Consider the following 12,811-nt stretch of genomic DNA (forward strand, 5'->3'; position numbering starts at 1 on the left):
CTATGAGTTTTCAAACTATCGTTAAAAGGTTAATGTCCGAAAGGATGGCCTTTATTAGTTTCTTCTTTTTAGTTTTCCTTATAATCATGTCATTAATTGGGCCTTATATTGTTCCACATGATCCATTAAAGCAGAATTTAACGAAGGTTTTGCTTAGTCCGAATACCGAATACTGGTTAGGTACAGATGAGCTTGGACGTGATATTTTTAGCAGATTAATAATCGGATCTCAGGCTGCAATCAAAGCTGGTTTGTTCGCTATACTGATTCCACTTTTTATCGGAGTGCCCATTGGAATTCTTTCAGGATATTTAGGAGGAATTGTTGATGATATTTTCATGAGAATTGTAGATGGAATTATTGCTATTCCTTCCATATTATTGGCACTTGGAATAACAGGGGCATTAGGCATTAGCTTATGGAACGCCATGATTGCCATTGGAATAGTCTCGATTCCCCAATTTGCAAGACTTGCAAGAGGACAAACATTACAAATCAGAACAGAGCCCTATGTTGAAGCAGCAAAAATTTCTGGCGCTGGAGCGAGTTGGATTATGATTAAACACATTATTCCGAATATAGCTCCGCCGGTAATAGTTCAGGCTTCGTTTAATCTAAGCTATGCCATTCTTGTTGAAGCATCTCTTAGTTTCCTTGGCATGGGAGCGCAGTCTCCTCAAATTAGCTGGGGGAATATGATACAACAGGCATACAGCATGATTAATATGAAACCTTGGATGATTGTCTACCCAGGTTTTGCAATCATGCTTACTGTACTTGCTGGGAACTTTCTTGGAGATGGTCTACGGACAGCACTTGATCCAAAGTATAAAAAGGTCTAACAAAGGGGGACAGAAGTATGAAAACACCACCACTTCTAGAAGTAAAGAATTTGAAAACTTTCATTCCTATTCCTAAAGGTGAAATCAAGCCGGTTAACGACGTTTCATTTACTATTCAAAAGGGGGAAATTATGGCATTAGTAGGAGAGTCAGGAAGCGGAAAAAGCGTTACATCTCTCTCTATAATGGGGCTCAATGCTAGTGCAATTCAATATAAAACCGAAAGTACTATTTTATTTAATGGGCAGGATTTATTGAAATTGAAAGAAAAGGAAATGCGGAAAATACGTGGAAATGACATCGCAATGATCTTCCAAGATCCAATGTTTTCCCTTAATCCAGTCCACCAAATCGGCAAGCAAATTGTGGAGTCTATTATACTTCATAAAAAAATTAAGTATAAGGAAGCCGAAAAGATAGCATTAGATTTACTAAATAAGGTAGGAATTCCTGATGCACAACGTCGATTAAGAAACTATCCACATCAGATGTCAGGTGGGATGAGACAGAGAATCATGATTGCGATGGCACTTGCTTGTAATCCACAACTCCTTATTGCTGACGAACCAACAACAGCACTTGATGTAACCATTCAGGCACAAATCTTGAATATATTAAAAAATCTTCAACATGAATTTGGTATTTCTATTCTATTAATTACTCATGATCTCGGAGTTGTAGCTGAAATAGCAGATCGTGTACTAGTAATGTATTGCGGTAAGATTGTTGAAGAAGGAACAGTCAAAGAAGTGTTTAAAAATCCACGTCATCCTTATACCAAAGGGTTAATGGATAGTGTTCCTGAATTAACTGGGCCGAGGATAGACGAATTGGAAACCATCCCTGGTGTTGTTCCAAATCCATTAGATTTACCATCTGGCTGCAATTTTGTAACCCGTTGTTCATTTGCAACAGAAAAGTGCAGACAAGTAGCGCCCGTACATGTGAAGTATTCTACAGGAAACAGCGTTTCTTGTTGGAATCCCCTTGTAAAGGAAGGAGTGAGTTTGGATTATGCAACAACCTCTAGTGTCTCTTAGAAACATAAAAAAGTACTTCCCTGTTGGCAGCGGACTATTCGGAAAAAAAGATCAAGTTGTAAAAGCCGTAGATGGTATTAGTCTTGATATCTTTCCTGGTGAGACCATTGGACTGGTCGGGGAATCTGGTTGTGGAAAATCAACGACTGGAAGAATGGTTGTTGGATTAGGCCAACCGTCCAGCGGTGAAATCCTATTTGAAGGAAAAAGATTAAGTGATTTCAAAAACAAAAAGGAATTAGGAAAAAATCTACAAATGATTTTTCAAGATCCCTATTCGTCATTGAATCCAAGAATGACAGTAGCCAATATTATTGCTGAACCGCTTTTTCTGCATAAAATTGGCTCAAAAAAAGAAATTAAGAAAAGGGTGGATGAATTACTCGAAAGAGTTGGGCTCGCTTCCTACCATGGCACTCGGTACCCCATTGAATTCTCCGGCGGACAAAGACAAAGAATTGGGATTGCACGTGCGCTTGCTTTAAGGCCAAAACTCATTGTTTGTGATGAGCCGGTTTCAGCCTTGGATGTGTCCATTCAAGCCCAAATCTTAAATCTATTAAAAGAAATTCAACAAGATTTTGGATTATCTTATATTTTTATTGCTCATGGAATCCAAGCTGTTAAACATATTAGTGATAAAATTGCTGTGATGTATCTCGGAAGAATTATTGAATTTGCCAAGACAGAGGAATTATTTGAATCTCCACATCATCCCTATACTAAAGCACTGTTCTCGGCTGTACCTCAAACTAATCCAGAAATGAGAGAAAGAGAACGAATTATCTTACAGGGGGATTTGCCGAGTCCTTCAAACCCTCCACAAGGCTGCCATTTTCATACTCGTTGTCCAGTGGCGATGGAAAAATGCAAAAGTATTGAGCCTGCTTTATTACAAACGTCCATTAACAGTTTGACAGCTTGTTTATTATTTCAAGAACCAAAAAAGGAGCAGATCGCAACTTAATAATTCTGAATTAAGATTTTCATATACTCCCTTAGATATTGATGAGTTTTGAAAGCAGGGAGGATTTTTTATTTGGAAAACTATCTTGAGAAATATTGGGGGCTTATATTTGTCATCATTGAGCTTTGATATTATTAATGCCATTCGCCAAAGACAAAAACGGGGTTTGCCAGAGAAAGTCCGTAAAAAGGTAATACTTCATATTTCTGATACTATAGGAATCTCATTGGCGGCTCATAAAGGAGCACCTATAGCTTTACAATCGATATCTGGGATATCTTTGGGAGTACAAGGTGGTGATGGCCGAGTAATTGGAAGTGGTTATCAATTACCTCCTGCCTATGCAGCATTTTCCAATACTGCTTTGGCACATGCACTAGATTTTGACGATATAAATGATTTAGCGAGAATACATCCTACTCCAATTATTTTAGCTTCTGCATTAGCTGCTGCTGACATTGAAGATTCTAGATTTACGGATCTTGTCACTGCGGTAGGACTAGGAAATGAGTTGATTTGCCGGCTTGGATATGCAATTGAACCTAGAGGTATAGGCGTTGATTCCAAATGGTTTTTAAGTCAACTTTTTGGTTATCTTGGTGCTGCAATCACTGCCGGTCTTGTTCTGGGGTTAGATGATTCTAAATTAGTCCATGCCCTAGGTCTAGCTTACATGCAATTAGCTGGTGGAAAAGAGCCAGGAGTTGGTGTAGGTTCTCAAGCTAGGTCGATCTATCCTGCCTTTGCATCTATGGGAGGTGTTCAAGCAGCATTTTTGGCTCGAGAGGGAGTATCGGCTCCATCGAGTAGTTTGGATGGTAAAACAGGTCTTTTTAGAAACTATTTTGGGAAAAATCTTAGCGAAGGTCAACGAAAAATATTATTAGATACTGAAACGTGGGCATTTTCAGATACATCAATAAAACTTTTCCCTAGCTGTCGTTATTCACACCCTTACATAAAATCGGCGCTAGACCTTCGTAATGAAGTAAAACACAATCAAATCGAAAACCTTGTAATCGGAGTAAATGAAACGGCAAGTATGTTATGTCATCCAATGCCGGAGCGTTGCCATCCCCAAACATTACAAGATGCTAAATTTAGTATCCCTTTTATGGTTGCGTTTGCATTTGTGCATGGAAATGTCAATTTGAATAATCTTACAGATAAGGCTCTTATGGATTTTCAAGTATTAGAATTGTCAAAAATTGTAAGGGTTGAACAGACACAACCTAATACGCTTGGGCTTCCTCAAGGTGATATTAAGGTAATAACTGCTGAAGGAACCAAAAGACAAATAGAACGTTGCCTTCCTATAGTGACTTTTGATGAGGTTAAGAATAAATTTATTGATTGTTGTTTATTTGCAAACATAGATGCTCCAGAAGAAGTATGGAAAACGATAAGTAATAACCTTGATTATGACTTATTAAATAAATTACCTCTAATTCACTAAAAATTTTTGAAATTAATAAATAAGAAACACTTTATCTCTTTTTAATGATTTTTCACCATTTCAAAAACTATTAAAGTAATTTTATAAAGAAAAACTAGTAAAAATTATTGGAAAATTGCCAAAAGTCGAATGGTTTTTACCTTTGTAATTAATGTTTTAATTTTCTAAAATTTAAATGTATATAAATAAAAAAAGGAGATCCAATAAATGAATAAAACTAAAGATTTCCAGGAACTTTTGAAACAACAAGAATCATTTATCCTGCCAGGAGCTTATGATTCGATGTCTGCTAGATTAATAGAAGAAATCGGATTTAAAGCAATTTACGCGACAGGGGCTGGAATATCTAATGCCCAATTAGGCTGGGCAGATGTCGGGCTGACTTCTTTAAAAGAAGTAGTTGATATCGTAGCTCGGATGGCTGATGTGACAACAGTTCCGATTGTTGTGGATGCTGATACAGGGTTTGGTAATGCCATTAATGTTATGCGGACAGTTCGTGAGTTTGAGCGTGCTGGGGTTGCGGCCATTCAAATGGAAGACCAGGTGTCGCCGAAAAAATGCGGTCATTTCAATGGGAAGGATGTTATTTCAAAAGGTGAAATGATTGGAAAAATCAAAGCAGCCTTGGATACAAGGCAAGATGAAAACCTGGCGATTATTGCCCGCACGGATGCATTAGCTGTAAATGGAATGGAGGATGCTTTGGACCGGGCACATGCTTATGCGGAGGCTGGCGCCGATATTATTTTTGTGGAAGCGCCTACAACGATCGAACAACTTAGGCAAATAACCAGTTCTTTAACAGGTATCCCCCAGATCATTAATCTAGTAGAGGGCGGTAAAACCCCGCTGGTTTCTTTAAAAGAAGCGGAAGAGATTGGTTTTAAAATCATGCTTTGTGCGAATACCGTTCTTCGTTCAGCGATTAAAGGTATCACGGAGTCACTAAAAATCTTAAAAGCAGAAGGTTCACAAGAGAATGTTAACGACTTGATCTGTACATGGGAAGAGCGCCAATCCCTCTTTAAACTTAATCAGATTAAAGAATGGGAAAACAAGTATGCAGAAAATCAGTCATTAATTAATAAGTAAAAACTCATTTAGAGGAGGAAGCTGAAGTGGTGAGAGAAGTAGATTATGACATTGTAGTAATTGGATGTGGAGTGGCTGGTACCTCAGCAGCTTTAGCTGCCGCAGAAACGGCAAAGAAAACCAATAAAAACTTAAAAATCGCCATCCTGGAACGAGCTGATTATGATCATAGGGGGGGAAACTCCCGTTGGACTGCCTCTTATATGCGGATGAAAAACCTTGATGAAGTCGCTGACAACTTCGTAGAAGATATGCTGGCTTTTTCAGACAACTATTCCGATCGAGAGTACATAGAAACTCTCGCTGAGAACGCCGGCAGCACATTACGGTGGGTAGAGGAAAAAGGCGTTGAGTTCGACTACCTGCCAACGATGTTTTTAACTGCATCGAAGCCGCGTTTATTGCCAGTGGGCGGCGGTCGGGCGATTATTGACACATTAGCGCGCCGTGCAGGTGGACTGGGTGTTGAGATTATTTATGAAGCGGCTGCTTGGAAATTACTTTTAGATGAAGAAGGTAGCGTCAATGGGTTAATGATCCGTGTAAAAGGCGGAACATCCCTCGAATTAACTGTCGGAGCAGTTGTATTAGCTTCCGGTGGATTCCAGGGAAATCAAGAGATGATGGCCCAATATGTTGGCAGAGATGCCCATAAGATTCGGACAGTTGCCGATGGCGGCTTATTCAACAAAGGGGAAGGCATTCGGATGGCAATGTCCATCGGGGCAAAAACAGCTGGCCAGTTTGATTCGTTCCATGCTGAACCGGTCGACCCAAGAAGCAAGCGGGAAGAAGCGGCTGTTATGACCTATCCTTACTTCATTTTGGTTGATCAAAATGGAAACCGTTTTGTCGATGAGGGAAAAACAACTGTTGACGAGCAATATGAGGAAGTAGCCCGGAAAATCTTCCATGATCTTCCTGGTCATATTGCCTATATGATCGGCGATCAAAAAATGTATGATATTCCAAATTATGAGCGCGCAGTAGAAACGGATAAACCTGCTATAGTTGCTGACACGCTTGAAGAATTAGCCGAGAAGTTAGGCTTGCCGGTTGAACAATTAACGGCTACCGTGGAATCCTATAACGCCGCTATTCAACCGGGTGAATTTCACTGGGATAAAAAAGATGGCAAACAAGCGGTCGGAATAACCCCGCCAAAGTCTAATTGGGCAATCCCTATTGATCAGGCACCTTATATAGCCTATCCAATTGTCTGCTCAAATGTTTTCACAAATGGCGGGTTAGCTACCGATACGAATGGCAGAGTTCTATCACAGGATCACGATGCCATTCCTGGTTTATATGCGGTGGGTGAAACGGCAGGGCTGTATTACGGAAAGTATCCAGGCGGAACATCGGTACTAAGAGGACTTGTATTTGGACGCAAGGCCGGAGAACATGCCGTATCCTATGTGTGTCAGTCAAAGAAACTCGAGCTTTAAGCAAAATTAGATAAAAAGCCATTATGTTACGTTATTTAAGGAAAGGATGATTTTCTTGGAATTAAAAGGAAAGGTAGCCTTTGTGACTGGCGGCGGCCGGGGAATTGGCAGGGAAACCTGTATACTTTTAGCCAAACAAGGTGCCAAAATAGCTGTTTTTTCAAATAACGAAGCAGAAAGCAAAGAAACGGCTGCTTATATTAAGGATGAATTAAAAGGGGAAGCCATCTTCATCGTCGGAGATGTTCGTTCCGAATTCAATGTCTATAAAGCAGTCCAAGAAACAGAAGAAAAACTCGGCTCCGTTGACATTTTAGTAAATAATGCTGGTGTAATGAGTTTAAAACCGTTTCTAGAAACAAGCGTGGAAGAATGGGACTTTTTACAAGAAGTCAATGTAAAAGGAAGCTTTTTATGTTCTCGGGCAATCGTGCCGAAAATGATTGAAAAAAAGCAAGGCGTAATTATTAATCTTTCATCTATTTGGGGAACGAAAGGTGGTCCCGATCGAAGTGCCTATATTACCTCAAAATATGCGGTCATCGGTTTCTCCAAAGCATTGGGTGAAGAATTAAAGCCACACAAAATTAGGGTAAATGCTGTCTGCCCAGGTCCTGTCGACACAAAGATGATGGAAGATTTAGCACCTGATGTAAATAAAGACAATTGGCTGCGACCAATAGATATCGCCAATGTCATTGTCGATTTATGTTTACCTAAATCGACAGCAATTACTGCAACCGCAGTGGAGGCTTTTGGCTATGGCCGGCCTGTAAATGTATAAAACTTGAGAATTTGAAGGGAGTAAGAGAGATGGAAAACTTAAAAACGACGGTGGAAACAAAAAATATAAGTCTAGCACTTGCAAATAAAATGATGGAGGCAGCATTAGAGAAGGCGGCAGAGCTGGGGATTCCATTTAGCATTGCGATTGTAGATCGACCTGGAAATTTAAAGGCTTTTACAGCTGTTGACGGAGCACCTGTATTAAGTATAGAAATTGCTCAGAATAAAGCATTTTCTGCAGCTGCCTACAATAGGCCAACCCATGAATGGTATGACAAAATCAAAAATGATCCTCCATTATTGCATGGCATTGTTCACACGGAAAGATTAGTGATTTTTGGAGGCGGTTTCCCGATTAAATTCAAGGGGGAACTGATTGGCGGAATTGGTGTGAGCGGGGGACATTATACCCAGGATATGCAGGTCTGTGAAGCAGCGTTAGAAGTGATTAAAGAATACGAATAAAAAGGCATATAAGCCCGGCTTGTGTTGAACAGCACAGGCCGGATTTAGAATAAAAGGGTGGGATGAGTTTGAAGGCAACTGAATACGAAAAAATGGATAAAGCGAAATATAAAGCCTTCTTTGGTGCCTATATCGGCTGGATATTTGATTACTATGAAGTATTTGTTTTGAGTTTTTTAGTCATTCCAATGGCTGCATCCCTCTCATTATCAACAGGGCAAGTAGCATCCTTATTCTCCGTTCAATTGGCCTCATTGGCTTTAGGCGGCATTGTATTTGGTTTACTTGGAGATAGAGTGGGCCGTAAAAAGATATTAATATGGACACTAGTTATTTTTTGTTTTGCTACTTTAATGAGAGCATTTACTTTTGATTATTCTTGGCTAGTGTTCTGGACGGCGGTTGCAGGTTTTGGACTAGGAGGAGAATACGGAGCGGGCCAGGCACTAGTTAGTGAAGTGGTACCAGCCAAACAACGGGGATTTTGGAGCTCTCTTCTCTATGGCGGAGCCTATATAGGTATTTTTATGGGGGCATTTATAGGAGGATTTATATTACCAGTTATTGGCTGGAGATGGACCTTTGCCATCTCAGCAGCTCCTATATTAATAGCGCTATATCTTAGAAAGGATGTCGAAGAATCAAAGGTATGGGAAAAAACGATTAAAACTGCTGGCGCTTCCGATTTTAAGAAAAAGTTTGGCCTGAAGCGTTTTTGGAAGCCGTTTTTCATAGCTTTGGTTGCAGCTGTATTTCAATATTTTGCTTATTATGGAATAACCAACTTTTTACCTACTTACCTCGTAAAATATGAAGGGTTCGAAATGGGGAAAACAGCCTGGTGGTTATTCTTTACAGCCTTCGCCGGATTGGTTGGTTCACTTATTGGAGGCTATACAGCCGACAGGTGGGGAAGAAGGATTACTCTTTCGTACTTAGCATTTATCGCGGCTGCTGGCGGTTTGCTTCTATATTTTACTTGGGATTCTTTATTGCACTCTTTGTGGATACTTGTCCCAATTTTCTTCCTGTACATGGGATCGAATGGGGCAACCATCTTCGGTTCGTTGTTTAGTGAGATATTTCCTACTGATGTAAGAAGTACAGGAATTTCTTGGGCACTTCAAATTGGAAGAGGACTTGCATTTGCTCCGCCTTTAATTACGGCTGCAATCTTTCCGGTTTATGGGTATCAACCGATCATACTTATGGGAGCAGGATTCTTCTTCGCATTATGTCTTTGGGCTTGGGTCTTCCCGGAAACGAAAGATAAGAATTTAGATACTGACTCATCCGAGCCAATCGATATTTCACACAACGGTAAAAATATTTCTAGTTAAAAAAATAATAGAAAACAAATGTAAGAGGATGTGAACCGATGGAATCCTATGAATTGGTTATTTTAGGCGGGGGCCTGGCCGGCATGTGTGCGGCAGTCGAGGCTGGAGAAAAAGGGGCCCATGTCCTCCTCCTTGAAAAACAAGACGAGCTGGGCGGCAGCACTGTTTTAAGTTCCGGCTATATGGCATTTGCCGGAACTGATATGCAAGAGGCGGCAGGGATAGTAGATTCCAATCAATCTCTTTTAAACGACCTTATAGAAGTGGGCGGAGGCGTGAACGACCCTGCCTTACTAACGTTTTATACACAGAATCAGTTGGATACCTATAAATGGCTTTTAGAGCTTGGGATAGAGTTTCGCTCATTAGAGGCGGTAAGCGGTCACAGTGTTCCTCGTGGACATATCATTGATCCGCATCAAGCCATTCAAACACTTTATAAAAAAGCAAAACAGCTTCCGAATGTAACCATCCGTTTTTGTGCACCTGCCAAGCGCCTGTTAAAGAACGGCGAAGGAAGAATTGATCGAGTCCATTATGAGCTGGATGGGGCAGAACAGATAGTTGAAGCGACTAAAGGGGTAGTGGTTGCTTCTGGTGGTTTTGCCAAGGATGAGGCATTGCTTGAACAGTTTGCCCCACATTTAAAGGGAGCGCTTCGAATTGGCGGGAGCGGGAACCATGGAGACGGTATTAAGATGGCCTGGGAACACGGGGCCTGGGTTAGTGATTTACCTTATCTGAACGGAACATACGGATTCCATCCGAGTGCATCCGGCGCAGTTAAAACGCAGGGGCTGGCCTTTTATAAAGGGGCAATCATGGTGAACCAATTGGGGAAACGATTCGTTAATGAATCGATATCCTATAAGCTGCTAGGAAAAGCTGCCTTTGAGCAGCCTGATAAAATTACTTATCAGGTGTGGGATCAAACCGTGATGGATAAGAGTGTGGGCGATGACCCGCTCTATGATTTCGAGCTGCTCCGCCGTCGCCGTCTTCTTTATACGGCGGATACTTTAGAAGAACTGGCTGATTGTATTGATGTCCCTTTGGAGGTATTAGAAGAAGCCATTTCTAGATACAATCAGGGGATACAAACCGGCGAGGATCCTGATTTTGGTCGGAAGACATTAACACATAACTATGGAAAACCAACTCCGATAGAAAAAGCACCTTTTTATGCATTTGAATCGACTGTGGCGATGCTGGCAACTTATGCAGGAGTCGCGGTCAACTCCGCTGCCCAGGTTCTAAATCCGTTTGGTGAGCCAATCCCGGGATTGTATGCGGCAGGGGAGGTAACCGGCGGGTTCCACGGTGCCGGTTATATGACGGGAAGTTCGCTTGGAAAGGCAGCGGTGTTTGGAAGGGTGGCTGCGGCTAGGGCATTATCGGAGTTAATTAAAAGGTAATTAAAGCCTTCTAGTTGAAATCGCCGATAAAGATGTAAAAACCGCTGATAAAGATATGAAAATCGCCGATAAATAGGTAGAAACCGCCGATATACATGAAAAAACCGCCGATAAATATTTGAAACGGCCAAAAAGCATGTGAGTACCGCATGTAAACATCAAAAAAACACCAATAATCATAAAAAACCGCTGATAAAACAAAACTCGAAGAAACGAGCTAACAGCTTTTCCTAAAAAAGGAGGTAATCAAGATGAAAATTTGGCATCAAAGCTTAACCACGATCGACCGCGTTCCCCAGTATCGCGATGCCATTGTCAATCATGTCCGCCGGATTGCCCGGCCCGATGTAGAGGTCGTTTTACACGGAATGTCGGAAGAAACCTATCCCACCCATTATCCGGGGCAGTTTATCACCTATTCTTACTTGCAAAACCTGCATCGTGAACAGTTTGTACGGGCGGCCTTAATGGCTGAAAAGGCTGGCTACGATGCTATGTTTATTGCGACCATTCCTGATGTTGGTCTCTTAGAGGCCCGAACACTAGTCGATATTCCGGTAGTTGGCTATGGCCAAGCCTCTTTTCATATGGCCTCCATGCTGGGAGATAACATTGGCGTAGTGAATTTTCTTGGTCCGCTTGCCGATGAACTGCGGCAAAATGCTGCCCGCTATGGATTAGGCAGTAAGCTGGGGACAATTGTTCAAACTGAAGTAGGCTTTGATCAAGTCTTAGCCGGTTTTAATGATCCGGAACCCGTGATTGCTTCTTTTAAAAAAGCAGCTGAAGCCGCGATTGCAGACGGAGCCGATATCATTGTTCCAGGTGAGGGACCTATGAATGTGTTCCTTGCCACCCATGGTGTTTCAAGAATCGGCGATGTTCCCGTGATTGATTCTTTTGCCGCTGGAATCAAAATGTGTGAGTCCTTAGTGGACTTGCGTAAAAACTCCGGAGTTTACATGACCCGCCGCGGTTATTTCAATGCGAAACCACCTGCAGAAGCAGTTGAAAGACTTCGGGAATTATACAACCTCGAAGCATCTCCAGACCCAAAGCAGGAGCGGGGAGTAGCAGTTAGAGGGAGCGAAACGAACACTGTGCAGTAATTCTGTATTTTTTTAATAGATTACAAGATAAAGAGGTGATGGGGAAATGCATATCGTCGTGTGTCTCAAACAGTCATACGATCCAGAAATTACTCCACGACATTTCAAGTTAGATCCTAAAACAAATCGGCCGGAAAATGTAGATTCAGATCTGGTCTTGGATTCTTTCGCAGAAAATGCGCTTGAACTAGCGATTCAGCTTCGCGATAAAACGCCAGGAGCGACTGTCACTGCTCTCTGCTTAGGTGATGATGAATCAGAAGATGCCTTGCGCCGGGCGCTTGCCTTCACCGCTGATCATGCCGTGCGAGTTTGGGACGAAGAGTGGGAGGATTTAGACGGTCAGGCTGTTGGTCATATTCTGGCCCAAACGATTAAGGAACTCGGCGGCGCGCAGCTAGTTTTAACAGGCTGCCAAGCCAGTGATATAGAGGAAGGCCTGGTGGGGCCTGTTCTAGCTGAAGAGCTGGGCGTACCTTGTCTAACATCAGTTTCCGAAATGGAAATAGAAGAAAGTCATCTGAAGGCTACTCGTGAAGCAGAGGGCGGTTACAGCGTGGTGGGCGTTCCGGCTCCTGCTGTCTTCACGATTATTAGTTCTGAGACAAATGTTCCGAGACTGCCGAAAGTAAAGGATATTCGGCTGGCGAGAACGAAGCCGATTAAAGTATATGAGGCAGAGGATCTCGAACTAGATGAAGAACGGTGTCAACCGGGTGTCAAACTTGAGCGGGCCTACGTGTTAAACAGAGAAGTTACGTGTGAAGTCCTGCCTGGTTCGGATGGAGCAGAACTTGCGGGTGAATTAGCTGACAAGCTCTTGGCGCTCAAGATTCTTTAGGAGGAGT

12 protein-coding genes are annotated in these 12,811 nt (G+C 41.9%); all 12 read left to right on the forward strand.

The features are described from left to right. The first annotated feature begins 2 nt into the window (after positions 1 to 2). The 12 genes from L1999_RS09055 (at position 3) to L1999_RS09110 (ending at position 12,804) form a co-directional block, all read left to right on the forward strand. Positions 3 to 842 carry an ABC transporter permease gene (locus L1999_RS09055; protein ID WP_235743234.1) on the forward strand — a complete coding sequence of 280 codons (840 nt, stop codon included), beginning with the start codon at positions 3 to 5 and terminating at the stop codon, positions 840 to 842. Positions 843 to 859: 17 nt separating this feature from the next. After that, positions 860 to 1,882, forward strand: a complete 1,023-nt coding sequence (locus L1999_RS09060; protein WP_235743235.1) for an ABC transporter ATP-binding protein — start codon at positions 860 to 862, stop codon at positions 1,880 to 1,882. Next, positions 1,857 to 2,849, forward strand: a complete 993-nt coding sequence (locus L1999_RS09065) for an ABC transporter ATP-binding protein (protein WP_235743236.1) — start codon at positions 1,857 to 1,859, stop codon at positions 2,847 to 2,849. The genes L1999_RS09060 and L1999_RS09065 overlap by 26 nt, the downstream gene beginning before the upstream one ends. 109 nt (positions 2,850 to 2,958) lie before the next feature. Continuing rightward, the gene (locus tag L1999_RS09070) at positions 2,959 to 4,305 is read left to right on the forward strand and encodes an MmgE/PrpD family protein (RefSeq protein WP_235743237.1); all 1,347 of its coding nucleotides are present in this window, start codon (positions 2,959 to 2,961) and stop codon (positions 4,303 to 4,305) included. A 207-nt stretch (positions 4,306 to 4,512) separates the two neighbouring features. Continuing rightward, complete coding sequence (locus L1999_RS09075; protein WP_235743238.1) at positions 4,513 to 5,400, forward strand: isocitrate lyase/PEP mutase family protein; 888 nt, start codon at positions 4,513 to 4,515, stop codon at positions 5,398 to 5,400. A 26-nt stretch (positions 5,401 to 5,426) separates the two neighbouring features. Beyond that, a complete protein-coding gene (locus L1999_RS09080; RefSeq protein ID WP_235743239.1) occupies positions 5,427 to 6,848 on the forward strand; it encodes an FAD-binding protein in 1,422 nt (473 codons plus the stop codon). A 46-nt stretch (positions 6,849 to 6,894) separates the two neighbouring features. Then, a complete protein-coding gene (locus L1999_RS09085; RefSeq protein WP_235743240.1) occupies positions 6,895 to 7,632 on the forward strand; it encodes an SDR family NAD(P)-dependent oxidoreductase in 738 nt (245 codons plus the stop codon). Positions 7,633 to 7,661: 29 nt separating this feature from the next. Beyond that, on the forward strand, positions 7,662 to 8,099 hold the full coding sequence (locus L1999_RS09090; RefSeq protein WP_235743241.1) for a GlcG/HbpS family heme-binding protein: 438 nt from the start codon (positions 7,662 to 7,664) through the stop codon (positions 8,097 to 8,099). 68 nt (positions 8,100 to 8,167) lie between these two features. Next, entirely contained in the window at positions 8,168 to 9,439 is a 1,272-nt protein-coding gene (locus tag L1999_RS09095) for an MFS transporter (RefSeq protein ID WP_235743242.1), read from the forward strand. A 38-nt stretch (positions 9,440 to 9,477) separates the two neighbouring features. Next, entirely contained in the window at positions 9,478 to 10,854 is a 1,377-nt protein-coding gene (locus L1999_RS09100) for an FAD-dependent oxidoreductase (protein WP_235743243.1), read from the forward strand. A gap of 251 nt (positions 10,855 to 11,105) precedes the next feature. After that, positions 11,106 to 11,963: an aspartate/glutamate racemase family protein gene (locus L1999_RS09105; protein ID WP_235743244.1), complete on the forward strand. Its 858-nt coding sequence runs from the start codon at positions 11,106 to 11,108 to the stop codon at positions 11,961 to 11,963. Between the two features lie 58 nt (positions 11,964 to 12,021). Then, positions 12,022 to 12,804, forward strand: coding sequence for an electron transfer flavoprotein subunit beta/FixA family protein (locus tag L1999_RS09110; protein WP_235743245.1), 783 nt, complete (start codon positions 12,022 to 12,024; stop codon positions 12,802 to 12,804). The last annotated feature ends 7 nt before the right edge of the window (positions 12,805 to 12,811 follow it).

Source organism: Neobacillus drentensis, from assembly GCF_021560175.1.
GTDB lineage: Bacteria > Bacillota > Bacilli > Bacillales > Cytobacillaceae > Neobacillus > Neobacillus drentensis_A.

Coding starts and splice junctions, on each gene's coding strand:
- L1999_RS09090 (WP_235743241.1), top strand. CDS start 7,662: ATGGAAAACTTAAAAACGACGGTGGAAACAAAAAATATAAGTCTAGCA.
- L1999_RS09075 (WP_235743238.1), top strand. CDS start 4,513: ATGAATAAAACTAAAGATTTCCAGGAACTTTTGAAACAACAAGAATCA.
- L1999_RS09065 (WP_235743236.1), top strand. CDS start 1,857: ATGCAACAACCTCTAGTGTCTCTTAGAAACATAAAAAAGTACTTCCCT.
- L1999_RS09060 (WP_235743235.1), top strand. CDS start 860: ATGAAAACACCACCACTTCTAGAAGTAAAGAATTTGAAAACTTTCATT.
- L1999_RS09085 (WP_235743240.1), top strand. CDS start 6,895: ATGATTTTCTTGGAATTAAAAGGAAAGGTAGCCTTTGTGACTGGCGGC.
- L1999_RS09100 (WP_235743243.1), top strand. CDS start 9,478: ATGGAATCCTATGAATTGGTTATTTTAGGCGGGGGCCTGGCCGGCATG.
- L1999_RS09055 (WP_235743234.1), top strand. CDS start 3: ATGAGTTTTCAAACTATCGTTAAAAGGTTAATGTCCGAAAGGATGGCC.
- L1999_RS09105 (WP_235743244.1), top strand. CDS start 11,106: ATGAAAATTTGGCATCAAAGCTTAACCACGATCGACCGCGTTCCCCAG.